Origin of the sequence: Pseudoalteromonas sp. DL2-H2.2, from assembly GCF_021532535.1 — a bacterium.
GTDB classification, from domain to species: Bacteria; Pseudomonadota; Gammaproteobacteria; order Enterobacterales; family Alteromonadaceae; genus Pseudoalteromonas; species Pseudoalteromonas rubra_A.
This window is the reverse complement of sequence record NZ_JAKGBD010000009.1, coordinates 19,951-46,821: the sequence shown is the minus strand read 5'-3', so window position 1 is coordinate 46,821 and position 26,871 is coordinate 19,951. Positions and strand designations below refer to the sequence as shown.

At 41.5% G+C, this 26,871-nt stretch carries 29 protein-coding genes; 26 read left to right on the top strand and 3 right to left on the bottom strand.

Annotated elements, in window-relative coordinates:
* The first annotated feature begins 26 nt into the window (after nucleotides 1–26).
* The 26 genes from L1285_RS15525 (at nucleotide 27) to L1285_RS15400 (ending at nucleotide 23,491) form a co-directional block, all read left to right on the top strand.
* The gene (locus tag L1285_RS15525) at nucleotides 27–974 is read left to right on the top strand and encodes an NAD-dependent epimerase/dehydratase family protein (RefSeq protein ID WP_235413109.1); all 948 of its coding nucleotides are present in this window, start codon (nucleotides 27–29) and stop codon (nucleotides 972–974) included.
* Nucleotides 971–1,582 carry an SIS domain-containing protein gene (locus L1285_RS15520; protein WP_235413108.1) on the top strand — a complete coding sequence of 204 codons (612 nt, stop codon included), beginning with the start codon at nucleotides 971–973 and terminating at the stop codon, nucleotides 1,580–1,582. Before L1285_RS15525 ends, L1285_RS15520 begins: the two co-directional genes overlap by 4 nt.
* On the top strand, nucleotides 1,575–2,564 hold the full coding sequence (locus L1285_RS15515; RefSeq protein ID WP_235413107.1) for a GDP-mannose 4,6-dehydratase: 990 nt from the start codon (nucleotides 1,575–1,577) through the stop codon (nucleotides 2,562–2,564). The genes L1285_RS15520 and L1285_RS15515 overlap by 8 nt, the downstream gene beginning before the upstream one ends.
* Nucleotides 2,542–3,234 (top strand): class I SAM-dependent methyltransferase, encoded by a 693-nt coding sequence (locus tag L1285_RS15510; protein ID WP_235413106.1) that lies wholly within the window; start codon nucleotides 2,542–2,544, stop codon nucleotides 3,232–3,234. The genes L1285_RS15515 and L1285_RS15510 overlap by 23 nt, the downstream gene beginning before the upstream one ends.
* Before the next feature lie 7 nt (nucleotides 3,235–3,241).
* Nucleotides 3,242–4,045: a transketolase gene (locus L1285_RS15505; RefSeq protein ID WP_235413105.1), complete on the top strand. Its 804-nt coding sequence runs from the start codon at nucleotides 3,242–3,244 to the stop codon at nucleotides 4,043–4,045.
* Nucleotides 4,042–4,962: a transketolase family protein gene (locus tag L1285_RS15500; protein ID WP_235413104.1), complete on the top strand. Its 921-nt coding sequence runs from the start codon at nucleotides 4,042–4,044 to the stop codon at nucleotides 4,960–4,962. Before L1285_RS15505 ends, L1285_RS15500 begins: the two co-directional genes overlap by 4 nt.
* Nucleotides 4,959–5,567 carry an HAD family hydrolase gene (locus L1285_RS15495; RefSeq protein ID WP_235413103.1) on the top strand — a complete coding sequence of 203 codons (609 nt, stop codon included), beginning with the start codon at nucleotides 4,959–4,961 and terminating at the stop codon, nucleotides 5,565–5,567. The genes L1285_RS15500 and L1285_RS15495 overlap by 4 nt, the downstream gene beginning before the upstream one ends.
* Complete coding sequence (locus L1285_RS15490) at nucleotides 5,549–6,553, top strand: phosphotransferase (RefSeq protein WP_235413102.1); 1,005 nt, start codon at nucleotides 5,549–5,551, stop codon at nucleotides 6,551–6,553. Before L1285_RS15495 ends, L1285_RS15490 begins: the two co-directional genes overlap by 19 nt.
* 1 nt (nucleotide 6,554) lies before the next feature.
* Nucleotides 6,555–7,586, top strand: a complete 1,032-nt coding sequence (locus L1285_RS15485; protein ID WP_235413101.1) for a zinc-binding dehydrogenase — start codon at nucleotides 6,555–6,557, stop codon at nucleotides 7,584–7,586.
* Between the two features lie 23 nt (nucleotides 7,587–7,609).
* On the top strand, nucleotides 7,610–8,311 hold the full coding sequence (locus tag L1285_RS15480; RefSeq protein ID WP_235413100.1) for a class I SAM-dependent methyltransferase: 702 nt from the start codon (nucleotides 7,610–7,612) through the stop codon (nucleotides 8,309–8,311).
* 15 nt (nucleotides 8,312–8,326) lie between these two features.
* Complete coding sequence (locus L1285_RS15475) at nucleotides 8,327–8,497, top strand: hypothetical protein (RefSeq protein ID WP_235413099.1); 171 nt, start codon at nucleotides 8,327–8,329, stop codon at nucleotides 8,495–8,497.
* Nucleotides 8,498–8,724: 227 nt separating this feature from the next.
* On the top strand, nucleotides 8,725–9,747 hold the full coding sequence (locus L1285_RS15470; protein WP_235413098.1) for a radical SAM/SPASM domain-containing protein: 1,023 nt from the start codon (nucleotides 8,725–8,727) through the stop codon (nucleotides 9,745–9,747).
* 3 nt (nucleotides 9,748–9,750) lie between these two features.
* A complete protein-coding gene (locus L1285_RS15465) occupies nucleotides 9,751–10,461 on the top strand; it encodes a formyltransferase family protein (protein WP_235413097.1) in 711 nt (236 codons plus the stop codon).
* 24 nt (nucleotides 10,462–10,485) lie between these two features.
* On the top strand, nucleotides 10,486–11,766 hold the full coding sequence (locus L1285_RS15460; RefSeq protein ID WP_235413096.1) for a hypothetical protein: 1,281 nt from the start codon (nucleotides 10,486–10,488) through the stop codon (nucleotides 11,764–11,766).
* On the top strand, nucleotides 11,766–12,971 hold the full coding sequence (locus tag L1285_RS15455) for a DegT/DnrJ/EryC1/StrS family aminotransferase (protein ID WP_235413095.1): 1,206 nt from the start codon (nucleotides 11,766–11,768) through the stop codon (nucleotides 12,969–12,971). The genes L1285_RS15460 and L1285_RS15455 overlap by 1 nt, the downstream gene beginning before the upstream one ends.
* Nucleotides 12,972–13,065: 94 nt before the next feature.
* On the top strand, nucleotides 13,066–13,602 hold the full coding sequence (locus L1285_RS15450) for an adenylyl-sulfate kinase (protein WP_235413094.1): 537 nt from the start codon (nucleotides 13,066–13,068) through the stop codon (nucleotides 13,600–13,602).
* A gap of 2 nt (nucleotides 13,603–13,604) precedes the next feature.
* Nucleotides 13,605–14,525, top strand: coding sequence for a sulfotransferase family 2 domain-containing protein (locus L1285_RS15445; RefSeq protein WP_235413093.1), 921 nt, complete (start codon nucleotides 13,605–13,607; stop codon nucleotides 14,523–14,525).
* A gap of 17 nt (nucleotides 14,526–14,542) precedes the next feature.
* Nucleotides 14,543–15,835, top strand: coding sequence for a phosphoenolpyruvate mutase (gene aepX / locus L1285_RS15440; RefSeq protein ID WP_235413092.1), 1,293 nt, complete (start codon nucleotides 14,543–14,545; stop codon nucleotides 15,833–15,835).
* Between the two features lie 2 nt (nucleotides 15,836–15,837).
* Nucleotides 15,838–16,965 (top strand): phosphonopyruvate decarboxylase, encoded by a 1,128-nt coding sequence (gene aepY, locus L1285_RS15435; RefSeq protein ID WP_235413091.1) that lies wholly within the window; start codon nucleotides 15,838–15,840, stop codon nucleotides 16,963–16,965.
* A 12-nt stretch (nucleotides 16,966–16,977) separates the two neighbouring features.
* Nucleotides 16,978–18,060: an iron-containing alcohol dehydrogenase gene (locus tag L1285_RS15430; RefSeq protein ID WP_235413090.1), complete on the top strand. Its 1,083-nt coding sequence runs from the start codon at nucleotides 16,978–16,980 to the stop codon at nucleotides 18,058–18,060.
* An 8-nt stretch (nucleotides 18,061–18,068) separates the two neighbouring features.
* Entirely contained in the window at nucleotides 18,069–19,514 is a 1,446-nt protein-coding gene (locus L1285_RS15425; RefSeq protein WP_235413089.1) for a PfkB family carbohydrate kinase, read from the top strand.
* The gene (locus L1285_RS15420; RefSeq protein ID WP_235413088.1) at nucleotides 19,511–20,215 is read left to right on the top strand and encodes a nucleotidyltransferase family protein; all 705 of its coding nucleotides are present in this window, start codon (nucleotides 19,511–19,513) and stop codon (nucleotides 20,213–20,215) included. The genes L1285_RS15425 and L1285_RS15420 overlap by 4 nt, the downstream gene beginning before the upstream one ends.
* A gap of 4 nt (nucleotides 20,216–20,219) precedes the next feature.
* Nucleotides 20,220–21,683 (top strand): AMP-binding protein, encoded by a 1,464-nt coding sequence (locus L1285_RS15415; protein WP_235413087.1) that lies wholly within the window; start codon nucleotides 20,220–20,222, stop codon nucleotides 21,681–21,683.
* A complete protein-coding gene (locus L1285_RS15410) occupies nucleotides 21,680–21,937 on the top strand; it encodes a phosphopantetheine-binding protein (RefSeq protein ID WP_235413086.1) in 258 nt (85 codons plus the stop codon). The genes L1285_RS15415 and L1285_RS15410 overlap by 4 nt, the downstream gene beginning before the upstream one ends.
* On the top strand, nucleotides 21,930–22,664 hold the full coding sequence (locus L1285_RS15405; protein ID WP_235413085.1) for a hypothetical protein: 735 nt from the start codon (nucleotides 21,930–21,932) through the stop codon (nucleotides 22,662–22,664). Before L1285_RS15410 ends, L1285_RS15405 begins: the two co-directional genes overlap by 8 nt.
* Nucleotides 22,661–23,491: an AAC(3) family N-acetyltransferase gene (locus L1285_RS15400; RefSeq protein WP_235413084.1), complete on the top strand. Its 831-nt coding sequence runs from the start codon at nucleotides 22,661–22,663 to the stop codon at nucleotides 23,489–23,491. Before L1285_RS15405 ends, L1285_RS15400 begins: the two co-directional genes overlap by 4 nt.
* Here L1285_RS15400 and L1285_RS15395 read toward each other — a convergent pair.
* Genes L1285_RS15395 through L1285_RS15385 form a run of 3 tightly spaced genes read right to left on the bottom strand, consistent with a single transcriptional unit; the run spans nucleotide 23,473 to nucleotide 26,869 of the window.
* Entirely contained in the window at nucleotides 23,473–24,852 is a 1,380-nt protein-coding gene (locus L1285_RS15395; protein WP_235413083.1) for an FAD-dependent oxidoreductase, read from the bottom strand. The genes L1285_RS15400 and L1285_RS15395 overlap by 19 nt on opposite strands.
* A gap of 35 nt (nucleotides 24,853–24,887) precedes the next feature.
* Nucleotides 24,888–25,562 (bottom strand): class I SAM-dependent methyltransferase, encoded by a 675-nt coding sequence (locus L1285_RS15390; RefSeq protein ID WP_235413082.1) that lies wholly within the window; start codon nucleotides 25,560–25,562, stop codon nucleotides 24,888–24,890.
* 2 nt (nucleotides 25,563–25,564) lie between these two features.
* Nucleotides 25,565–26,869, bottom strand: coding sequence for a DUF4910 domain-containing protein (locus L1285_RS15385; protein ID WP_235413081.1), 1,305 nt, complete (start codon nucleotides 26,867–26,869; stop codon nucleotides 25,565–25,567).
* Nucleotides 26,870–26,871: the final 2 nt, after the last annotated feature.

Below are 26,871 nucleotides of genomic sequence, written 5' to 3'. Positions count from 1 at the left end.
ATTAAAGTATTCAAAAAGAGAGAAAAATGAGCAATAAAACTGTTTTAGTGACCGGTGCCACCGGATATAAAGGCACGGTATTAGTACCTAAGCTGCTCGCTAAAGGCTATCAGGTTGTCGCGCTGGACACTCAGTGGTTTGGTAATTTCCTGCCTGAACATGACAACCTCACTGTGATTAAAGGTGATGTGCGTCATACCTCAGATATTGAACTGGATGGTGTAGACAGCATTATTCATCTGGCCTCTATTGCCAATGACCCCTGTGGAGACCTGGACCCCAAACTGACCTGGGAAGTAAGCGCACTGGCCACAATGCAATTGGCCGATAAAGCCAAACGCGCCGGTATCAAACAATTCATTTATGCCTCTTCAGGTAGTGTTTATGGCGTGAAGGATGAAGCGCAAGTCACTGAAGACCTTACCCTCGAACCGATATCAGAATATAACAAAACTAAAATGGTTGCCGAGCGTGTGCTACTTAGCTACGCCGACGATATGGCTGTACAAATTGTTCGCCCTGCCACCGTATGTGGTTTATCACCCCGCCAAAGACTGGATGTATCCGTCAATATGTTGACGATGCAGGCGCTTGAGAATGGCAAAATCACTGTATTTGGTGGTGCGCAGGTACGACCAAACATCCATATCGACGATATCACCGACCTGTACATTTATATGCTGGAACACCCAGAAAAAACCAGCGGTGTCTTTAATGCCGGGTTTGAAAATATCTCCATTATGGACATTGCCAACATGGTCAAAGCTCAGATTGACTGTGATATTGAAGTGACGCCATCAAACGACCCAAGATGTTACCGGATCAACTCAGACAAACTGCTGGCGACTGGATTTAAACCCACCAAAAATGTCGCCACTGCGATTGAAGAGCTGATCGCTGCCTATCGCGCAGATCAGTTAAAAAATGAAGATCGCTTCTATAACCTTAAATGGATGCAGCGAGAAGTATTATGAGTAAACAACAAGGCATCGTCGCCCCTATCCCACGCCGGGATCCCATTGTCGCTCTGACTGAGGACTATATCCACACGCTCAGCCAGGTTCTGACGCAACTCGATGGTAATGCAGTCAAGCAGCTGGTCAGCACTTTGCTAGACATGAAAGCCAAAGGCGGTACCTTGTATTTATGTGGCAATGGTGGGTCAGCCGCTAATGCCATCCACCTTGCAAACGACTTTACATTTGGTGTTCACCCTCAGGGTGATGCCCTGAAAGTGGAAGCACTGGCAGCAAACAGTTCAGTGTTGACCTGCCTTGGCAATGATATAGGCTACGACAACATTTTTGCTCACCAGCTAAAAGTGAAAGCATCCGCGCAGGATGTGCTGCTGGTGCTGTCAGGCAGTGGCAATTCAGGCAACATCATCCGTGCCATTGAGCAAGCCCAGGTTTTGGGTATGCACACTGTCGGAATTCTTGGATTTGATGGCGGTAAAGCCAAACCATTGCTCGACCAGGCATTTCACTTTGCGATTCAGGATATGCAGATCTCTGAAGATACCCAGGTGGTGATCGGACACATTCTAATGAAAGCCCTTTATCAGGAGCTCAACCATGGCTAATGCGCCAATCCTTGTACTCGGTAGTAACTCCTTTTCGGGCGCGTCTTTTTGCGCCCATTTACTAAAACAAGAACATTCAGTGCTGGCAGTCAGTCGCTCAGCAGAGCCACACACTGCTCTACTGCCCTACAAATGGCAGACTAACCAGCCTGATTTTCATCAGCTCGACCTCAACCACCAGCTGGACGACATTATGGCGCTGATCAAACGCCATAAGGTCAGTACTGTTTATAACTTTGCGGCGCAGAGCATGGTGGGACAAAGCTGGCAGTATCCGGAACACTGGTTTATGACCAATGCAGTTTCAACCATCAAACTGCACAATCAGTTAAAAGACCTGGATCACCTGGACAAATACGTACATATTTCTACACCAGAAGTGTACGGCAGCTGCGAAGGTCTGGTGAAAGAGCATAGTAACTACCAGCCCAGCACCCCTTATGCGGTATCGCGTGCTGCGGCAGACATGAGCTTGCATACCTTTTTTGATGTTTACCAATTCCCGGTGTTGTTTACCCGCGCTGCGAATGTTTATGGTGAAGGTCAGCAACTCTATCGAATTATCCCCAGAACCATTTTGTTTGCGCTGCTCGGTAAGATATTACCTCTGCATGGCGGTGGTCATTCAACCCGCTCGTTTATCCACATCGATGACGTTTCAGACGCGACACTGAAAATTGGCACTCAAGGCACATTGGGTGAGACGTATCATATCTCAACCGAACGCATGATCACCATTCGCGCCTTGGTTGAGCTGATCTGCGATATGCTGCAAGTACCTTTTGAACAGGTCTGTGCCGTCACTGAAGATCGCCTTGGCAAAGACGCAGCCTACCTGCTTGACAGTAACAAAGTCCGCTCAGAACTCAACTGGCAGGATCAAGTCTCTCTGGAAAATGGCCTGGAGCGCACCATTGCCTGGGTCAAACAGTACCAGAGCGAGCTAAGCACATTACCCCATGACTACATTCATAAAGCGTGAGATCCCTATGTTCGGACAAGAAATCGATTTATTAAAAAATTACCCTAAGTCTAAGCGCGATACTAAGGGCCGTGCCAACGTGATCACCGAAGCAGATCGCGAAATTGCCAGGCAATATGGCAAAGACTTTTTTGATGGTGACCGCACCTATGGTTACGGTGGCTTTAGCTACTTTCCGCGTTTTTGGCAGCCTGTTGTACCGGACCTCAAGGCACATTTCGCCCTTAATGAAAATTCTAGCCTGCTGGATGTAGGATGTGCAAAAGGCTTTATGCTGTACGACCTGCAGCAGATGATCCCGGGTATGACATTGCGCGGACTGGATATTTCTCAATATGCCCTGGAAAATGCCAAAGAAGAAGTCAAGGAGCTACTGACTTTAGGCAATGCCAAGGCGCTGCCCTATGAAGACAACAGCTTTGATGTGGTGATGTCAATCAACACCATTCACAACCTGGAAGAAAATGAATGTGCCATGGCGCTGCGTGAAATCGAGCGCGTCAGTCGTGGCAAATCTTTTATTACCGTCGATGCCTACCGCAACGATGAAGAAAAGGAACGCATGATGGAGTGGGCACTGACAGCCAAGACCATTATGCATGTGGATGACTGGAAACAGTTTTTCCGTGATAACGGTTACACTGGCGATTTTTATTGGTTTATTCCGTAGGCGTATTATGACTTTGAACTCCATCGCAGCGCAGATCCGTTACACTTTGTGTGACGTATCCAGCCAGACTAAAACACCACACCTGGGCAGTTGTTTGTCCTGTGTTGATATTCTGACCGTGTTGTATTGGCGCACGATGCATATCACGCCCAACAACCCGGCTGATCCTGAGCGTGATTACTTTTTGTTGGGTAAAGGGCATGCCGCCAGCGCGCTGTACACAACGCTTGCCTATCGTGATTACTTTTCTCCAACGGCACTGTACGAGCATGGTCAGACTGGCAGCCAGTTTGAAGAGCACCCGGGAATACACGCCCCGGCAGGCGTAGAGACGGTTTCGGGCTCTCTGGGCCACGCTTTATCGTTAGCAACCGGCATGGCACTCAGCAAACAGCTCCAGGGGTCCAATAACCGTTTTTATGTGCTTATGGGCGATGGAGAGATCAATGAAGGGACAGTCTGGGAAGCTGCGATGTTTGCAGCCGGCAAGCGCTTAGGTAACCTGGTTGCCATTGTCGACTTTAACAAATTACAAGGTACAGGTGAAAGTACCGAGATTATGCATCTGGAGCCGCTTGAAGAAAAATGGCGTGCCTTCGGCTGGCATACAATGCGCGTCGATGGTCATGATCTTGGTGCGCTGGAACAGGCTTTGGAAACCGCAAAATCCATCCAACAACCTGTGTGCATTGTGGCCGATACGGTTAAAGGCAAAGGCGTGTCATTTATGGAAAACGACAACAACTGGCACTACCGTATTCCGACTGCCGAAGAAGTTGCTCAGGCAAAACAGGAGCTGGGAATATCATGAGAAACGCATTTGCACGAGTCCTGACTGAGCTTGCTAAAGACGACGAATCACTGTTGCTCTTTTACGCAGATATAGGTAACCGGTTGTTTAACCCGTTAAAGGAGTTTGCCGAAGAGCGCGCTATCAACGCGGGAATTGCGGAGGCGAACATGGCCTCTATGGCCGCTGGTAGTGCCATGATGGGCCATAAACCCTTTATTTATACCATCACCCCGTTTACTACGTCACGTAACTTTGAACAGATCAAAATTGATATCGCTTATCAGAATCAGCCTGTGATCATCGTCGGCACCGGCTCTGGCTTATCTTACGCTAACCTGGGCCCGACTCATCACTCATTCGAAGATATTGCGCTGATGCGCGCACTGCCAAATATGCACGTGATCTGCCCGGCTGACGCATACGAGCTTGAGCAACTGATGCCTCAGCTGATTGAGCTTAACGCTCCTTGCTACTTCAGAATTGGTAAGAAAAACGAGCCGGCAGTCCACGAAGGAAACCCTGCCCTTACCTTTGGCAAGGTGCATGTGATGCGACCGGGTGAGCGCATTGCCGTACTGAGTACTGGTACCATTATGCCTCTAGCACAAGCATTAGTAAGCGAACTGACGGAGCGCGGATTATCGCCAGAACTGGTGAGTTTCCACACCGTAAAACCGCTCGACGAAGCGTATTTAAACGATGCGATAACCCGTTTTGACCATGTGATCACACTCGAAGAACACAATGTCAGCGGAGGCTTTGGTAGCGCTGTGCTGGAGTATGTTAGTGAGCAGGCAAACGGGCCACGGGTGCATCGTTTTGGGATCCCAGACCGCTTTATCGATCAGGTGCATTCCACCGCAGATGCGAGAGCCAAAGCGGGTCTGACTGTGCCTGATATTATGAGTACCTTATCAGAGCGAGGTGTGGTGTGATCATAGGCATAGATTTTGATAACACCATTGCCGACTATACCGGCGTATTTTATCGCGTCGGTTGTGCACTTGGCTGGCTACCAGAGTCGGTCGGTCAAAGCAAAAATGAAGTTAAACAGTATTTTATTGACCAGTACAACGAAGCTAGATGGACCGAGTTACAAGGCATCGTTTACGGTAAAGAAATTACTCAGGCACGGCCGTATCCAGGCGCACTCGATGCGATGCAGCGCCTTCATGCACAAGGACATAAACTGGCCATCGTGTCGCATAAAACTAAGTACCCGATTATTGGGGAACGTGTTGACTTTCATAACGCAGCCACACAGTGGCTCCTCAGCCACGGTTTTATCGGATCAGCCGATGCACCTGTTGACTCCGATTTGGTCTTTTTTAACGAGACCAAAGTACAAAAGGTTGCGCGTATCTCACAGCTCAAGTGTGATGTGTTTATTGATGATCTGCCAGATATTCTGACGCACAGTGATTTTCCCGAACAGTGCCATGGGGTATTGTTCGCACCCAACGCACTTCAGGGGTTCAGCGGCCCGCAAATCAACCATTGGCAAACATTGGATGCCTGGCTATGTTCTCTGCTGAACTAACAGACTTTATCTCATCTACTCTGGGACAAACCCACTGGCGCAGTTCCAGCTTGCCGCAGGGCGCAAATAATCAGGGACATAAGCTCTTTTCAGATAACAACGCCTATTTTCTGAAATGCTTTGCGCCAGGCGCACGGGCATTCGACAAGCTTTACAATGAATTTCAGTTTAGTCAGCAGCTACATAAGGCCGGTATCTCAAATATAGCCCGGCCTATCGGTTATTGTTCTAACACCCTGTCTGCCATATACGAGTTTATCGACGGCCACACTTTTGAAACAGTGACAGCACAGGATGTCAGCGCAGCATACAATTTCATTGCAGGTATTAACAGTCATCAGGTTGAGCGCACGGCGCTCAATGCAGCTGCGGATAGCCCGGCTAAACTGGAAGACTTTATTCAATTAGTCACACTGCGTCTTGCACGATTCGAATCTCTGCGTGACAACGTTGAACTCAATACTCTGCTGAGGGCAATAGAACTACGCACCAGAGTTATCAGCACAACTCCCGGTATAGACTGGCAACAGCCCTGTCCAAAGGACGTGGTCTCTCCCTCTGACTTTGGCTTTCATAACGCACTGAAATATCGCGATGAAGTGTATTTTATTGATTTCGAATATGCTGGAAATGACAGTGCCTGGAAGCTGCTATGCGACTTTTTTGCCCAGCCAGCGCTGCCCGTGCCGCTGTCTTACTTACCACAGTTTTTACGCTCGCCACTTTTTGCAACACAAGCATCCGCTGGGAACACTCTAAAGTGCGTCTTTGAGCTCACGCTGCTCAAGTGGTGTTTAATCATGCTCAACGAGTTTTTACCTGATGTTCAGGCCAGGAGACTGTTTTCCTGGAACATTTCTTGCTTAGAAGAGAGAAATGCAAAATTACAGCACATGCAGGCGCAGCAACTTGACAAGAGTCAACGCTACTTTGCTCAAATTAACGATAAAATGCATGCGTTACAAACCCAATTAAGAGAGAACTAGAATGAAAGCAGCAGTACTATTTGAAACAGGTCAGCCTCTTAAGATAGTTGACAACATTCAACTGCCGACGCTTATCACAGGCCAGGTGCAGGTCAAAATTCTCTACAGCGGCTTGTGCCACTCCCAGTTGATGGAAGTCAATGGTGGTCGTGGTGAAGACAAGTATCTGCCCCACCTGCTTGGACATGAAGGTGTTGGTATTGTCGAGGCGGTGGGTGACGGCGTTACCAAAGTACAGGTCGGCGACAAAGTCGTAATAGGCTGGATCAAAGGTGAAGGTCAGGATGCTCCGGGCGGAAAATATCCACATGACGGATACCTCATTAACTCGGGGAGCGCGACGACGCTGTGCGAGCAAACCATAGTGGCTGAAAACCGGGTTGTTAGACTGCCTCACACCTTTCCCGATAAGCTTGCGGTGTTACTCGGCTGTGCTTTACCAACCGGGTTGGGCCTTGTATTTAACGAGTTAAAGCCAGAGCCAAATAAGTCAATCGCTATTTTTGGCCTTGGTGGTATTGGTATGAGTGCTCTATTAGCAGCGAAGCTATCAGTGCCAACGATTCTCATTGCCATTGATGTAAATGAAGAAAAATTAGCACTTGCTAAAAAGCTTGGCGCTACACACTGTATTAATTCAAAAGCTTGTGATCCTGTTCAAGAAATTTATCGCCTAACAGACCAGCGCGGCGTTGATTACAGTCTTGAAGCGGGTGGTACTACCGAAACCATCGAACAAGCATTTGAAAGTGTACGTGATGGGGGCGGACAGTGCATATTCGCCTCTCATCCAAGCAACGAATTAAAAATACAATTGGAACCTCACGCGTTTCACCGCGGCAAGTCTATCAGAGGGAGTTGGGGTGGTGGCTCTCAACCTGATAAAGATATTCCTTTATTTGCCGATATGTACTTTAAAGGTGAATTAAATCTAGAACCATTAATAAGTAAAGAGTATGCCCTAGAAGATATTAACGAAGCGATTAAAGATCTAGAAAACAGAAAAATTGTCCGAGCACTCATTACCTTTTAACCACTCTTTTATTTAGGAAGACAATGAAAAATTTATTTGCAGGTACACACTCTTCAGATGATATCAAAGAGGTTTATCTTGAGTCTATTGAGGGTCAAGATGAAGTTAACGAGTTTACTTTAGGGAAAAATACCAGCTCGATTTTATTAAGCGACCCAAAATTACTTGGCTTTGTGGCTGCAAGGCATAAATTTGTCGCCAAAATGTTTGACGGATTTGACAAAGTTCTAGAAATAGGTTGTCAAGAAGGGTTCGGGTCAATGCTGGTTGCCCCAAGTGTAAAGCACCTGCATGCTATTGACTTTTATAAACCTTATATAGATAGCAGTAAAGCTAGATTCTCAGATAGAGAACTCAATATTACCTTTGAAGCTGCAGATGTCCTTAATCATATACCGGGGGACGACTATCAAGGGGTTTTTGCTTTGGATGTACTAGAGCACATTGAAAAGAGCGAAGAAGATAAGTTTATGAGCAACATTGTAAACGCTTTGAGTGAACACGGTACATGTATCATAGGTATGCCATCATTAGAATCACAGCAATATGCGTCGAAAGCATCGAAAATAGGCCATGTTAACTGCAAGACAGGTTCTGACTTCAAAGCTTTCTGTCAAAAGTACTTCCACAATGTTTATTCCTTCAGTATGAATGATGAAGTACTCCATACTGGCTACTTTCCAATGTCTCACTACTTATTTGCACTGTGTAGCTCCAAAAAGTAGCCATAGGTAATTACAGTGACAAACGTTCACCCTGTAAATAAACTTCCGCCAAGGCTGTTATTAGATACTCGCTCTGATGACGGCCTCGAAGCAGATGGTACTACGCTCACTGCTGAACAAGCATTTGAAAATGGACGTGATGGTGGCGCCTGGCGTATTTTCACCTTCCATCCAAAGAACATTTAAAAAGCCACTGATACTTCATGCCCCCCGGCGCAGGAAGTCTGCTTATAATAGTTGGGTCAATGATGTACAGTCTGATAAAGATATCTCTAGATTTGCCGATATATGCTTTAAAGGCGAATAAAATCTAGAGCTGTTAAAAAGTAAAGAGTGCGTCCTAGAACATATAAATAAAGCGATTGAAGATCTATCAAGCAAGAAGATAGTTGGAGATGCTTTAAGGTAACATTATGAAAGAAAGTAAAATCCCAGTGCCCCATTTACCACCTAGACTATTAATGGATTTATATACAGACTGCAATTTAAAGTGTCCAATGTGTATTGTGCACGGACAGCCTGACGCCCCAGAATTAAAAGGTATGCTCAAAAAAAGCATGACGCTGGCCAATGCTAAGAAAATATTAGATGAAGCCGCGCCAGCAGAACCAGCTGTAGGCCCCACCTTATGGAGTGAGCCATTGATGAGCAAAGATATATTAGTGCATCTCAAAAGTATGAAAATGAGAAATATGAATATATCTATGAACACAAATGGCCTCTTGATGAATAAAAAGATGTCTAACTCTTTAATAGAAATAGGCGTAGACAGCATTACTGTAAGTGTGGATGCCACCACTGAAGAGGTATTAGAGCAGGTTCGTGGAATTAAGAATTTAGATAAAATAAAAAACAACCTATTTAATTTGTTGGAACTCAGAGGTGATAACTCATTGCCCAGAATTGGAGTTTCCCTAACAAAACAAGGCTGTAATCTCCATCAAGTAGATGAGTTTGTGGAATACTGGATAAAAATTGTCGACTTTGTTCGTGTAGGTGAAATATTTGAAGATGGCAGTTTCCCTAATATGCAAGTAGACCAGAGCCAACGTCGCCCATGCCCTGAGCTGTATTCAACTATGCCCATTCATACTAATGGAGATGTCTCTCTATGCTGTTTAGACGGCTTTAAAGATCATGTTGTTGGAAACGTATTAGAAGAGGGCGTTGCCAATGTTTGGAATGGTGACAAACTCAACAAAATCCGACATTACCACGAAACAGGTCAATGGGATAAAGTCCCATTTTGTAAGTCTTGTGAACGCTGGTCTTCTTCAGAATACACCGAGGAAACCGTTGGCAATATTTTAATCCGTCGTTCATCCGAATACACGTTTTATAATGACATCGACAAACTAGAAAACTGGCGCGAAAACTGCCGCCACAACCGGTCAAAAAAGAAGCAAAATAGAATAGAAATAACAATGGTGGAATAACGTATGCATGTCGGTATTTTTACTTATCAAACTGGCCATTTAAAGACTTACCAAATGGTGCAAAAGTTCCTTGCAAAATCCTATAAGGTTACACTTTATGCATTTCCATTTAAGTTACGCCCGCATGAAACTCGCTCATTTGAGGAGCGGCCTTACCAGATAATTTCACTGGATATTAAGGCCTTTTGTAAAGCTGCGGGTGTGAACTACGTAGAAATGAATGGTTGGGATGAAGAATCTGCTTCTGTCATAGCTTGCGAACAAAATAAACCAGATTACTTCATAACCGTCATCGCTAAAATAATTCCACAGCATTTTATAGATGGTCACACAATTATAAATGCGCATCCTGGATTACTACCCGAGAACCGGGGGGTAGATGCCTTTAAATGGTCAATTGTAAACAAACAGCCTATTGGTATTAGTCTGCATGTTATTAACAAATATATTGATGCAGGCCGTATTCTGAAAACTTTAACCGTACCAATTACTGCTTCTGACACCTATCAAGATGTATGTCAAAGAGCCTATGATATGGAGTGTGACTTACTGGCAAGCTTTGCTCAGTATTTAGAGCATAACCACCCTCAAAATGAGGTAGATACCTCAATTCCTCTTAACAAATCTCTTGTTCCAAGAGAAATAGATGAAAATTTTGATGAAATTTTTTTATTATATATACAGTCAGTTGTTAAATCTCAACTTAATTACTAACTCACATATTTATAAGAGAGCTCGATGAAAATATTGCTTTACGGCATCAATAGCATCACGACCATGCTTACCCAAGAGTTAAACGATGAACATGACTTGTTTTATGCTTGTACATCTGGTGAACAATACTACGAAAATAATAAAGCCTTAACCCTCAGTGAGCTTGCAAATAGTCATTTAACATTTGACCAAATAATCATTTGCTCAATGTGCGTAGATGAGATCACCAATGATTTATTGGCAACAGGCGTTGATATGAATAAAATTTATTTTTTTAATTCTGCAACTTGCACCGTTCAACCTTGTCAAGAAAAACTCGTAGAGTCTGTGTCAGATACAGACATACTGTACAGTGTTTTTGACTTATCCAGAAATATTGCAAGTTTTGATGTAGTGTGGCTTGCCGCTAGGGCCGAGTTAGAACGACAAAAACGCGGCCTAAAGAAATTACATTTTGTGATCATTCCAAGAGAGCAAAACCATACTGACTCCATTGCTGTGAGAACCAACTACGACTACCATGACGAACTATGGCGAATGACACATATTATTGTACCAATCTTCAGAAGTTTACAGGCGACAAGTGCCGTGTCTGAGTTCTCCAATAAGCAACAAGTCTATGAATTTTTAAAGCAGTTTAATAGTAAAAACCTCTACCCTAGCGACTTTAATGACTCGTATAAAGGTCACCTTGTTCACTTTGATGATCTAGACGAGCATAAATCGGCAGGTCGTTCTATCGAAGTTTTTGAACCCAGCGACATTGCAAAAAACTTGGTAAGTTCTTTTATCAATTCAAGACACCTTGAAGGTAAAAAGTTAATTACTTTTACTATACGTGAATATGAAGTTCATCAAGATAGAAACTCAACCCTCGATGTATGGCTAGACTTTGCAAAAACACTGGATACAGATGAATTTGCCCTTATTTTGATCAGAGACACTTATAAATCCGCTGAGCCATTACCTAAACACATGCAAGTATTTACTGAGTGCCCGCTTGCATCTATTGATATTCAAACACGTATCGCATTGTATCAAGCAGCTTATATAAATCTTAGCTCTGCAACGGGTCCTAGCTTTTTACCCTATTTTATTCCTAACGCCCCTTCTATTCGCTTTATGCAAGTCTCAAATGACCACTTTTCCACCAGTGAAGAATACTTCAACACCCCGGGTTTCAATTTTGGATCTAAACCAAGTTTTGCTGGAGCTGAACATCATGAAGTTATTTGGCAAAAAGAAGTGCTTGAACCACTCAAAGTGGCATTTAATAGGCTACACACCTATTTAGGAAAAGAATAATGAATGAGCAGACAAAGTTGGCACTACATGGCGGTAAACCATCGGTCACTCTACAAATTCCCCCAAGAAAGGCTTTTTCCTCATTAGAACAAGAAGCAATTCAAGATGTTATTGCCCACTATAATCACTTAGATATAGACCCAGGTTACGGCGGTCAATTTGAGCGAAACTTTTGCAATGAGTTTTCGGAATTTATGGGAGGAGGGTACTCTACCGCAGTTGCAACGGGTACCGGTTCAATTTTCGTCGCACTCGCGGCTCTTCAGTTGCCTAAAGGCAGCGAGGTCGTCATGACTCCAATCACTGACCCTGGCGCACTGAACGCAGTAACGCTCCAGGGCTTTAAAGTATCGTTAGCTGACTCTAAACCCGGCTCAACACAATCTAATTGGCAGCAAATAGAACAAGCTGTAACAGATAAAACTAAAGCTATCGTGGTAGTTCATCTTGGCGGATATGCCTGCGATATAGATAAAATCGTTTATGAGGCACATAAAAGAAATATTTTAGTCATCGAAGATTGCTCACAGGCAACTGGAGCTTTATACAAAAATCAAAAAGTTGGCACCTTTGCAGATGTAGCTGCGTTTTCTACTATGAGTAGAAAAAGCTTAATGTCAGGTGGAAGCGGCGGTTTAGTTTACACTCGGAGTAAACAATTACACCAAATGGTCACTGCGCATGCAGATCGAGGAAAACCAAAATGGCAAGATGACTTCGAAGAGAGAAATCCAAATCAATATTTGTTTCCAGCTCTAAATTGGAATACCGATGAAATTTCATGTGCAATCGGCCGAGCTTCACTTGCGAGACTTTCCACTACAATAGAAAAAAGAAATCAGTTTGTTAATCGCTTAGTAGAGCTTCTCAATGATTCAAAAATATTTTATGTAGACAAACAGAGTGGTGTTGGCAGCCCATTTTTCCTGACTGTGTATTTAGACTTAACAGTTTTAGATTGCGAAAAAGATGAGTTTTGCCATGCTTTACAAGCTGAGGGAATCCCGCTCAATCCTCATTACAAATTTATTATTAGTGAATGGCAATGGGCCGAAGAACACTTCACGGGCAATAGAAAAACGCCAAACGCTGTAGATGCCAGAAACCGCTCGTTCAACATTTACGTCAATGAAAAGTATAGTCGCGATCTTGCTGATCAGTTCATTGTCGCAATGAATAAAGTCGCAACTTATTACCTTAAATAAGTAATGTATGGTGCTGATTATTTATAAGTAAAACTATAACTTATGGTACGAATAATGCAGCTAAATTATAAGTTTAAATAAAGTAGACACAACTATGGTTATTTGGATAACAGGCCTGCCTGGTGCAGGAAAAACCACAATCGCGAAGAAATTACTCGATACCTTGCAATCGCAAAATTTGCATGCCAACTTGTTAGATGGAGATGAACTTCGCGGCGTGTTAGATAACCCAGGTTACGACAAAGCCTCTAGACAGAAATTAGCGTACGTTTACTCTGGACTTGCCAATTTAATCGCGAGCCAAAACACAATCGCAATCGTAGCGACAGTAGCCATGTTTGACGAAATCAGAGACTGGAACAGAACAAATATTGAAAATTATTTAGAAGTATTCGTAAAAGTATCTGACGATGATTTACTGAAGAGAAACAAAAACAACCTCTACTCTAAGAGCAATAAAAAATCGAATGTATATGGTAAAGATATACCAATAGAACTACCTAAACGTCCAGATATAATTATCGAAAACAACAACAACAGCTCTATTAACATGCACGTAGATACTATTTTTTCAACGATTAAATCAGAAATCAATACAGAAAAAAATGCGAAAGAAATGAAACAGGCTTAAATATGCAACCCTTTATAAACCCGTTCATACACTGGACTGTTGATCAAATTCCAACTAATGCAACAGTCGCCATCTATGGCACAGGTGAATTAGCAAAAGTTTTTTTGAAAGAAGTCGCCAAGAAAAACCGAAATGATATTCGTATTAAGTACTTTTTAGATAGCTTTGAGGCCGGTACATTTAATGGCTTTGAAGTAAAGAAATATCATATTAGCCAAAGCTATGATATTGACTTTATTATCATAGCTTCAATGTATTGGCCCAACATTATTATTTCAAATGCAGAAGAAATTCGATTTAGAACTTACAAAGTAGATAACTCTATTTTTAAGCTGTCGATTGTAGACAATACACGAAAGGCCATTTTCCGTCGCAATGCAAGAACTGGTTCTAAAGACATTGAGCAATTAATGCTTAGACAAGGCGCTACTCAGCAGTATGTTGATATCACTGACAGTCAATATAAAGATTACTTCAAATTTGCGTTTACAAGGCACCCGACAACGAAGTTTCTATCTGGTTACGCTTGGTATGTGGTTGAAACATTGAAGCTAAATGTAGGAGAGCGGGATCATATTAATATCCGCCCAGTATTAGAAGCTATGAAAATTAACTGCGATAAGCCGTCTCTGCTTGAGTTTTTAATCACCTACATGACGTTGGATGAGAGTGAAAGAGACTTTCACTTTTGGGGACAAACTCAGCAGCTTGGTAATGACTTAAACTTTATTGGTAAACTAGAAAATATCCATATCGATCTTGCACAGGTGAATAGTTTTACAAATTTGTTCAATAACACATCACTAACTCACAGTTCAGCAAAAAAATTAGAAGATTATAAAAGAAGCGTGTCTAATGAGTGCCTACAAATAATTGAGACTATATTTTATCAAGACTACTTACGCTTTGGATACAACCCCTAAAATTTACGAGATAAAAAATGAGAAAAATAGTTTATATTGGTATGAGTGCCGACTTAGTACATCCAGGCCATATGAATATCATCAAAGAAGCGGCAAAACTTGGTGAAGTCGTTGTAGGCCTGCTTACAGATAAAGCAATTGCCTCCTATAAGCGCCTACCTTATATGAACTACGCGCAACGCTACGATGTCATAGAAAATATTAAAGGCGTAAAAAGTGTCATACCACAAGAAACTCTGGATTACCGCCCTAACCTAGAGAAACTAAAGCCCGATTTTGTTGTACATGGAGATGATTGGCAACAAGGGGTTCAGAAACAAACTCGCTCCCAAGTCATTGAATGTATTAAGCAGTGGGGAGGTCAATTAGTTGAAGTGCCTTACACGGTCGGTATTTCTTCATCAAATTTGAATAAAAGCCTAAGAGAAATTGGAACTACTCCAGACGTAAGAAGAGGTCGCTTAAGAAGGTTAATCGAGACAAAATCACCAGTACGTATCTTAGAGTCTCATAATGCCCTGAGTGCTCTAATTGCCGAAAATGTAAAAAGCAATTTAGGTGTCGAGTTCGATGGTTTTTGGAGTAGCTCTCTAACCGATTCAACGAGTAAGGGTAAGCCAGACATAGAAACTGTGGACCTCACCTCAAGAATCACCACTATTAATGAGATTTTTGAAGTTACAACCAAACCGTTGATTTACGATGCAGATACAGGGGGTATTGCTGAACATTTTGCTTTTACCGTTCGTACTTTAGAAAGAACTGGAGTATCTGCCGTTATCATTGAGGATAAAGTCGGTTTGAAAAAAAACTCTTTACTTGGCAATGACGTATTTCAGAAACAAGATAGTATCGATACTTTCAGTAATAAGATTAGAGCCGGCAAGCAGGCTCAGGTCACAGAAGAGTTTATGATAATTGCACGCATTGAGAGCTTGATTTTGGAGCAAGGAATGGAAGATGCGCTTGAGAGAGCCAATGCATATGTAAATGCTGGAGCTGATGGCATAATGATCCACTCTCGCATGAAATCTGCAGATGAAATTATAAGTTTTTGTAGGCATTTTAGACTAGCGCATGAGAGTGTTCCTATTATTGTTGTTCCCACTAGCTTTAACGAAGTTACCGCTTCCGCACTTTCAGAGGTAGGCGTGAATGTTGTAATCTATGCAAATCAGATGCTTCGTGCTGCTTATCCAGCAATGCAAAATACCGCGCTGAGTATATTGACACATGATCGTTCTCATGAGGCAGAGCAAGAGCTATTATCTGTTAAAGAAATTCTTTCTCTGATCCCTGGGACTAATTAAGTATGATTTCAATTTGCTCTTTTCATCACCTGCTGGCAAAGCACGATGTCGACTTTTTTACTGGCGTACCTGACTCACTGTTAAGTACATTCTCTCAGTACTTAGAAAGCGTACCTGGTAAGCATAAGCATATTATTGCGGCCAATGAAGGAAATGCAGTAGGGTTAGCTATCGGCCATCATTTGGCGACAAGTAAAATTCCTATGGTTTATATGCAAAACTCTGGTCTAGGCAATGCCTATAATCCTCTTATTTCATTAGCAGACCCTGAAGTTTATTCAATTCCTATGGTGCTTTTAGTCGGTTGGCGAGGCCAACCTGGTGTAAAAGATGAACCCCAACATAAAAAACAAGGATTAATAACAAAGGCCACGTTAGAGGCTATGGATATTCCATATGTTCAATTATCGCCAGGCACTCAGAATGTTGAACAAAAGCTGGAAACTCTATTCGATAAAATTAATCAGAAACCTCAGCCCGTTGCAATTTTAGTTGAAAAAGGCACTTTCATTAATGACTTGCCCACGACTATTACTATAGAACCAGAAAAGGAAAATCCATTCACCAGAGAAAAAGCTATTAAAACCCTCTTAGATAACTTACCTGAACACACAAAAATAGTAAGCACAACAGGAATGGCTTCTAGAGAGTTATATGAACTTAGAGAGCAAAGCTTGCAGTCACATAGCCATGATTTTTTGAGTATTGGTGGTATGGGTCACGCTAGCCAAATAGCACTCGGCTTGGCTATTAGTAATGATGCTCAAGTGCTGTGTATTGATGGCGATGGATCAGCGCTTATGCATATGGGAAGCTTCGCACTAAATGGACAAAGTCAGTTGAGCAACTTTAAGCATGTCATTCTTAATAATGGATGCCATGATTCAGTTGGCGGACAAGCTACTGTTGGGTTAGCTGTTGAATTAACTCAAATTGCCAGAGCTTGTGGCTATGTTTTTGCAACTAAAGTTTCATCTGAAGCTGAGCTAATATCTCAGCTTTCTGCTTTTTGGAGTCATAGTTCTCCTGCATTATTAGAAATTGTTATCAGCAGAGGACATAGGGCTAACTTGGGCAGACCGACACAACATCCAATTGAAAGTAAGTTAGCATTTATGAGGCATTGTTAGCCTATGACTAGAATGAATAGCTATAACGAACTGGCTTCTCTATTAGACAAACATGATAGTGTTTTGGTGATCTCGGGGAAATCTTTTGAGAAAACCAACATAACGCATAAACTCGATTTAACGAATTCAAAGTTCTATCGTTTCAGTCAGTTTAGTGAAAACCCTTGTTTAGAGGCAGTGATCTGTGCCCTCAGTATTTTTCGCCATACTGACCTTCCTGCTATTTTAGCAATAGGCGGTGGCACTGCAATAGATATTGCCAAACTTACAAAGTACTACTTGAATTGCGAACTCACCTTAGATGTAGTAGAACCACCAACTACTTCTAACAAAAAAACTTCAAGTATCCCTATTTATGTAGTTCCAACTACTTTTGGTTCGGGAAGTGAGAGCACTAGTTTTGCAGTAATATATGTTCAGGGGAAAAAGTTTTCTATTGCTGACGCTAAACTACTACCTGAATATTACTTACTAGACGCAACACTTTCCCGCAGCTTGCCCCTGTATACAAAAGCGTCAGCCTGTTTAGATTCTCTTAGTCAAGCTATTGAATCTTATTGGTCACATTCCGCAACTAGCGATAGTAAGAAAAATGCAATTGTTGCGATTGAAACCATATCGAAGAGCTTCGAGTCATACCTTTTTCAGCCAACAGATGAGATTGAACAAGCTATTGCTGAAGCCAGTAACCTTGCAGGACAAGCAATCAATATAACTAAAACAACAGCTCCACATGCGCTATCTTATTTCATATCTCAGCAATATAATATCAGCCACGGCCATGCAGTTGCCTTGTGTATGCAAAACATGTTCAAAGTCAACGAAGAGAAAGCAAATCAAATAGCTGATTATCGTCTGGTTAACACCCTCAACGAAATATATGGCGCTCTAGGCGTGAGCTGTGCAGAAGAAGCCCGTATAATGTACAAACGCTTTCTCATGAAAGCGCAATTAACTAATAGTTTTGATGATTTAGGTTTATCAGGTAACGATAAGGTGCAACAAGCCATAAACTCTGTCAACCTCGAAAGATTGAGTAATCATCCAATCGAACTTAGTCATTATGATCTAACACGTATTTTTATTGATGAATAACCACTACAATGAAAAAAATAGTACTAGTACAAGGCAATTTTGATATTTTACACCCTGGTCATATTCGCTTGCTTAATTTTGCCAAAGAATGCGGCACGGAACTACATGTCGCAGTAAACTCTGATTTAGCCATGGACGTCACTAGTCGAGTTAAAGAAAAGCACCGATTGGAGATGGTTCAATCGTTAGAGTGCGTTGATCATGCTTTTCTGACCGATTTAGACTCAATAGCGATGGTCAAAGAATTAAAACCGGCAATAGTTGTGAAAGGTAAAGAGTTTGAAGAGCAATATAACCCAGAGGAACAAGTACTAAAAGCTATTAATGGGAAGCTCATATTTGGTTCTGGTGAATTCGAATCCAACCCTGAGAACTTCATTCGAAAAAGTAGAACATCTAATATAGATTTGGATTTTAATTATGCCAAGCAATATATTCAGAGGCATAACTTCTCTCTTCAATCTCTTTTAAAAGTATTAGAGAAAACAAAAAACTTAAATGTTATTGTCATCGGAGAGGTTATTGTTGACGAATATGTTCAAGGTACCGCTGTTGGATTATCTCAAGAAGATCCCACGATAGTTATGACACCAAACAAGGTAGACACCTTTTTAGGTGGTGCAGCAATCACAGCGGGCCATATAAAGTCAATTGGCGCTCAACATGTCAGCCTAATTTCTGTTATTGGTGAAGATAAAACAGCTGAGTATGTGAAAAGCGAAATACACGCCTATCAGCTTGAATCACACTTATTTCAAGATAACAGCCGCCCTACATCGTTAAAAACAAGATATAGAGCTGGTAGTAAAACTTTACTAAGGGTAAATCAAGTACGCCAGCACAAAATTTCTATAGAGCTACAAAATCAAATATTTGAAGCTGTTGAAGAAAAAATAGCAAAAGCTAACTTACTCGTATTCTCAGACTTTAACTATGGAATACTGCCACAAAAACTAGTCGATAAGATTACTGCTCTTTGTAAAGAGCATTGTGTTACTATTGTTGCAGATAGCCAAACATCATCACAAGTTGGTGATATATCTAGGTATGTAGATATGGATCTTGTAACACCAACTGAGCGAGAGGTACGAGTGGCTTTAAGCAATCCAGACGACGGTCTGATCATTTTGGCACAGAAGTTAGCTAGTAAATCTAGAGCAAAGAATGTCGTAATCACTTTAGCTGAGGAAGGTATACTGATTCACATACCTAATTCAGATTTCAGTAACTGGGAAAACGATAGACTGCCAGCTTTTAATAAACACGCGTTGGACCCCGCGGGGGCTGGTGATTGCTTTTTTGCAGCTAGTTCTCTCGCTTTAGCCGCAAATGCATCACCTTGGCAAGCTTTCTACATCGGCAATATAGCCGCCGCGTGTCAAGTCGCTTCTGTTGGCAACTCACCACTAATTTATTCAACCCTTGAAAAAGCAATTACACGGTCATTTATATGAAAGCTATTTTACTTGCAGCTGGTTTGGGAACTCGCTTACGCCCTATCACCAACGAAATACCCAAGTGTTTAGTACCTATAAACAATAAGCCGTTACTAGCATATTGGTTAGAAAAACTGGTAGAACTTGGCGTAGAAGATATACTAATAAATACCCACTACTTCTCGGATAAAGTTGAATTTTTTATCGAAAGCTCCCCCTATAAAGAAAAAGTAACCTTGGTTAAGGAAAATAAATTACTAGGTACTGGTGGTACTCTAATAACAAATTCAGACTTTTGGAAAGGTGATGACACACTAATTATTCATGCTGACAATTATTGTGGTGATTCTTTGAAGGCCTTTATTAAAACTCACAAAGCACGGCCTAAAAGCTGTGACGCAACAGTATTACTATTCGAAACTACTCATCCTGAGCAGTGTGGTATTGTGGAGTTAAATGGAGATAATGTCGTTAATGCATTCCATGAAAAAGTAGCAAACCCACCGACTAACTTAGCTAGTGGTGCTTTATTTATATTTTCAAAGGAAGTGTATGAGAGATATTTAAAAAACTTTTCTAAGAATCATTTTTATGAATTAAGTATCGACATCGTCCCTTTGCTTATAAACCACTTATACTCATACAAAACCACATTGCCATTTATTGATATTGGTACGCCAAGTGCATATCAATATGTACAAAGCCAATTTGATGATTAAAATAATGAACATATCTGAGCATCTGTGCCAAATAGCTAAAACACACAGCCATTTACCTGCCATATTCTGCGAGGGAAACTCTTTAAGTTACAGTGTTCTATTAGAAAGCTCGCAAACTTTGAGCTCTGAGGTTTATGAAAAAAGTAACAAAATCGGCATTCTGTGTTACCGAGACAGTGGATTTTATAGCAGTGTTTTTTATTGTTTTCTAAACAGAAAAACTTTTGTGCCATTAGGTGTAAAGTTTCCATTGGCCAGGTTAGTTTCAATCATTGAACAAAGCGAACTGACAACTGTTATCTACACTGAGAGATATTCTGAGTTAGCACAAGTCCTTTCACAGCATTTCCAGTCAATAGAGTTTATATGCTTTGAGTCTCTTTCTGCAAAACCGCTAGCCAGCCCCCCCGCTTCTAAGAAGCAGGGAGATGATAATTATGTTGCTTATGTACTCTTCACCTCTGGTTCGACTGGACAACCAAAGGGAGTGCCTATAAGCAAAGATAATTTGAGTAGTTACTTAAATTATATGGTCACCCTTCTAGAACTTGACAAAAGCGACAAAGTGAGCCAAATTTTTGACCCTACATTTGATTTGTCAATTCATGACATTCTCATTACTTGGTTAAGTGGGGCATGTTTGTACTCTCTTCCCGAATCTGCACTTTTTGCACCGGGAAAGTTTATAAAGGAGCATGAATTAACTGTATGGTTTAGTGTGCCAGCCACTGCCGCTATTATGGCTAAACTGGGTATGCTAAAAAAAAGCGCCTACCCAACATTAAAATGGAGCTTGTTCTGTGGAGAAGCCCTACCTGTGGCAATTGCTGAGCAATTTCAACAAGCGGCATCGAATGCAACCTTATTAAACCTATATGGCCCGACTGAGGCAACCATCGCTTGCTCTTTTCATGAATTCAAGTTAGGTCAAGATTACACTAAAAACTATGTGCCAATAGGCAAACCGTTTTCTCATATGAATTTTGACATTGATCAGAATGGCGAACTTTTGATCAACGGCCCTCAAGTGTTTGATGGTTACCTAAGTAATCCAGAAAGAACTCAAAAAAGTTTATTCTTGAAACACAATCAAACTTTTTATCGAAGTGGTGATGCTGTCGCACTTAATGAGCAAGGCGAATATGAGTACCTTTCTCGCCTTGATGATCAAGTTAAAATTCAAGGTTATCGTATTGAGCTATCAGAGATTGATAGTCTCACCAAAAAGCTTCTTAATAACCCTTTAGTTGTTAGCCTAGCTACGCCAAAGCAGGCGCCAACATATATAGCTTTATTTATCTGTGATAACGCCGATACAGAAGTAGAGACCAACCTGGTTGAGCAACTTAGTCGCTTTTTACCAAACTATATGCTTCCGAAAAGAGTCGTATGGTTAGACAGCATGCCTTTAAACTCAAATGGTAAGATAGACAAATTATTTTTACATACATTGCTGGAGAATTCATGAGCTTAGAAAAATCCATAGAACAAACCATTTTTGACAAACTATCTTCAAAACATGACGAAACTGTATTGCTTGGTTTAGACAGAAATGTCAGTTTAATTACATCAGGATTATTAGATTCACTAGAGTTTATAAGTATGCTTATGGAGATAGAGAGCAATTTAAACATAGATATCGATTTTGAAGATGCTGACCCAGTTCAATTTACGACAGTTAATGGTTTAGTGAAGTTACTGTGTGTGAATGAAAATGTTTAAACCCATCGATTGGAAAGAGATCTATAACACTGAGTATGTCAATGCTCCTGCTTGTTGGAAAACATGTGGTGGTTATTGCTGTAAAAACTTTTATGGGGAGTACTTTAATATTCTTGATAAGAATGGGGTATCGCTTCCATTACTGGAGAAAGAATATGAATACTACAAATCTATTGGCGGTATAAAGAATATAACTACCCCAGCTAAAAAAAGAACATTCCATCTGACAAATGGCAAATCTTTCAGTATTTTTTTACTTTCTTGTAATTGTGGAGGTTTATGTGAGCCTCATGGTCACCGGCCCCTGATCTGTCGAATATACCCTTACTTTCCAGTAGTAGATGCCTTTGGTACTATTCTCGATTTCGAGTACGCTGCAATGATGGATTTGTTTTATCGTGACCCTGACAGCGACCACAAATGTACTTTAGTGAGAGAACAGGCAAAGAAAATCAAGCGAGAACTTACTGTCAGCCTCAAGCCACTTCTTAAAGACCCTGAGGTAGTATTTGTGTTTCGTTGCTTAAAAGAGCTTGTTGATAGACTAAAACAGAAAATGAACAAGCATATTGATACTTTAGATGAAGCCAAGCTTAAAAAGTTTATTGCAAAATACGAGTGGATGATCCTTTCAGGTAAGCCATGGAATGACGCCTCATTTTCACAGAGAATTGACGCCATCTATGATGAAGTCAAAGCTGCATTTGATAATAAAGACTTTTTATGAAAACAATCACCAAAGAGCAAATTACAGGCGTTCTAGAACAGTTAGAACTACATAAAAGTAACAGCGTTTTTATACATTCTTCATTGTTTACATTGGGTAAAATTGAAAGTGTAAAGGTCGCCTATTTACCGAATGTACTTCTAAGCTGTTTTCAAAATGTGTTAGGTAAAAGCGGCGGCGTCTTTATGCCGAGCTTCAATTATGACTTTCCTAAAGTTCGTAATGCAGATTTGAATACTCAACGATCTGTACTTGGATTTTGGCCAGAGTGGTTTAGAACACAACCCAATGTTGTTCGCTCGGGCCACCCTATGTTTTCAATTTGTGGTCTAGGTCCAGATGCTGATGCTATTTGTAAGCCCAGTAAACCTGAGTTTTTTGCGTTTGGGCCTGACTCGACTTTTTCACGACTAATCGAACAAGACTGCACACTCGTTTTGCAAGGTATTGGATTAAGGGTTGCAACTGTCATTGTGCAAATAGAGCATATGTTAGGCTTGAAGTATCGCTTTAATAAACCCTTCAAAGGTACTGTTACATTAACCAATGGCAAAATTTATGAAGGTGAGTATTACCATTACTGCTTTCCAATAAATAATGCTTATAGAGAAGATTACTCGGGCTTAGAGTCTGCATTACTATCTGCAGGTGTACTTAAAAAAGCGAGTTTAGGCCGTTCATTTATTATGTCGGTGAATATGAAAGCACTCTATCAGTTCGTCGAGCGCTTTACTAAAGATACTCCATTTGCACTGCTTAATTGCAACCCTGAGCAGCTATACCGCTTTGAAGATGGCAAAGAAGTCGCTTATCCTGCTGAAATATAGTCAAGGATCTCATTATATGCGGCAATCAACACATCTGCTTGTCGCCACTGTTTACCACCCGAACGTCCTGAAATAATTACGTTATCAACATTGCTTTCCAATGTCTGATAGTTTAGCTCATTATTTTTTTCAAACGATTGTGTTGGAACAGGAAAAGTATTGTGAATGGCCTGCTTGATATGAGAGATGCACTGCGCATTCTCTGGGATCATTTTCATGTCTCTCAAGTCTGATAACACCAAATCCAAAGTATATTCATCCACTTCATCAGGTTTACACAGTATCTCAGCTGACAGCGTATTAAATTGACTACTTGGGTTTAAATTAGGGTATAAAGTTAGTCGAAATATATCTGTGTTTTTATCCCACACCCACAAATAATGAGACTCTTGATTATTTAATGGCTTATCAAAATTAAGATGAAAAACAATTGCGGTTCTGAGCTCAGGCCTGTTTTGTACAACAGGCAACCCTAATGCTTGTAATGCGAGAAAAGGCGGTGCACTCCAAAAAAGTAAATCACACGGCAGTGGTTCAGTAACATTCGCAAGGTATACTTTCTTTACTTTTTTATTTTCCATTTCTAAAGAAGTAATTTTACTTTCACATAAGATATTTACACCCGCAGCTGTTACTTTCTCAGCCAGCATAGATACCCAAGTTTGGATCCCGTGCTCCGTTTTAGGGTAATAGTAACGGGGGGTTGAAGAGCTGTCTCGAGCTTGTCTAGCTTCAAAATGTGCAAATGTCTGATAACCTAACTTAGCATCAAATACTGGTAACTGTTTGAGTACATCGGCAACCGCTGCGTCAAATGCCAAAATACGCGTAAAGCCAAATAATCCTGCTCCCATTGTGAGCGAAGAAAGGTCGGTGTGTCTGCCATATAGCTTTTGTAAAATAGGGATCACGATATGATTGGTAAATGTGTCCCCAAGGGTTTCTTTGCAAAAGGGTAGAATCAGCGATGAGTCACTAAATTCAGTTGATTGTATTAACTCTGCACAACCTTGCTGGTAAGTCTGCTTATCAAGCTTTTTGCTATCTGCAAATGGTGAGTTTAAGTCCCACTCTCCGCCAAAATAATTGCCTGATTTGAGCTTTTCAATCACATTCCACGTGCTTAGCTGTTGTTGATTTGAGCCAAATAACATTTCATCAAGTTCAGCAATACCCGTTTCATTCGGAATGTGAGAGCCCATATCATAATATGCGCCAAGCTCATCTTTAACAGAACGAAAAAGCCCGCCGACTTCAGCGCTTTGCTCAATTAAGGTCACTTCTGAAAAGCTTCTTTTGAGTAGCAATGCAGCCATCAAACCACATATTCCACCACCCACAACTACGGCATGATTTTTCATAACTTTCTCGTACTAAAAACGTTTAATAATAGTGCCTAATATGACGCAGGCCTATCCTGATCTATATCAGCTTTAAAAGCGGTAATAGACCATGTCGCTGAAAGCACCTCCTCTTCTAAAGAAACAGATGTATTCAGTGTAGCTTCGAGGGTTTCAAACTCAGAAAACAAACTCGTAATATCATTTTTTGAAGCAAAATAGAGACCATCAATGTCTTGGTAGCCTGCCAAAGTGATCCCTTTGGTAAACTCTTCGCTTCTTATCTTTGCTGTAATGTATGCGGGATGAAGGTCTGAATAGATCGATGAATACAAACAGCCACCTGGCTTTAACACTCTTATCACTTCTGTTAAAGCTTGCTGTATTTGCTTTTTAGGAGAGCAATTTAACGCACTTCTGTCGATCACCAAGTCGAAAGTACTGTCTTGCCATGGCAGCACGCAAAAATCTCCAGCAATTAATTCAGCATGTAAATTCAATTGTTGCAAACGTGACTTGGCAAAATCTATCGCTGTCTGAGAGATATCAATGCCGGCTACTGACACACTTTCAGAAGCCATAAACACTATATTATTACCTGCACCACAGCCTAATTCGAGCACTTTCAAATTAGGCTTTGCTTGCTTCATTTTAAAAATTAAAGACACAACGTCACTGAAGGGGTATCGATTTAACTGTTTACCTTGTTGATAAATCTTATCCCATTCCATTTTTATATCATCTCAAGTAATTTTTGCTCTTCAAGCTTTGAGATTGCGCTTTGCATGTCTGTTACACATTTACCTTGAAGGTTAGCAATGTCTATGGTGTCGTGCTTTGTATCACTGTAATTTAATAGCATTTTAATGTGGTTTAATTCATCAAGTTGCGAGGTTCTTTCTTTACTAAAAAAGCTGAGCGTTGGATATAACCCCCTTTTTCCCAAATTTGGTTCACCAAAAGGGAATTTGTTTTCAAATTTTGCAACCTGTTCAAATGCTAAAAAGATTTTTTCTAGCTTATCAATGCTATCCAGCAGCGGTTTTATACCCATATAGTCTTTGTTATCCAGTGATGTGTGATATTCCTTATAGCCAGTATGAAAACTACGGCTTACACAACATACGGGAAACTGGAACCCTGGCGCGTTATACTGACGCTCATCGGAGCCGCTAAGCGGGCTAAATGGGATATTGCTATGCCCATAATCTCGCTCACTCAGGTGATACAAGAGTTTATCAAGTAACCCGTTGTCATTGCGGCTGTGCTTAAACACCAGTTCCTGAGGGTCTCCCCCTAAGCAGTTAAGTACCAGCCCGGATACCAGGTGCTGGCGAAAATGATCCTGCAGCAGGTGCAGTACCCCAAGACTCCCGATGGTTTCCGGGTGCAGCATAAAACGGTATGTGTAGCGGCGATTCGGCCACTGTTTGATTCTGTGATACAAACCCAGTAACACCAGCGGACCACTCAGCTCATTGTTAGCCATCGAAGGGTGGCATAGATAGGAGCTGAGTAACACTTCCTGATCTGATTGCCCCTCAAGCACGGTTTGAGCAAGATCTAAGTGCCCATCAACAAAACGGCTTTTAATCACCGCACGATACTGGCCCGGCTTTAGCTGATCACGGCGTGACTGGCTAACACAAAAACCCCAGCGTTTCTTATAATAACTGGTCACATAAGGTACCGCCTCAGGCAGCTCAGGTAAACTGTACAAATGAGATTGCAACTCTTCCAGAGACAAAGTGATGTCCACGGGCTCGGAGTAATTCACGACTTCGAGGTTGAGTCTGTGCATATCCGCCACTCGCTCACCATCAGGCCCCAGCAGATACGCTTCATCGCAGTGCCATTCCTGCGGAACCTGCCAGTCAAACAAAACTGTACCCGAAGGAATAGACAGCCGCTCCAATGGCAGGTAACGACCAAAAATATCATAACTTTGTCTCAGCCCCGGGCCTGTGATCGATCTCAGGATGGGATACAACTCATCATAAAGGTCACTGTAAAACGCTTCTGTTTCTTGATATGACACCG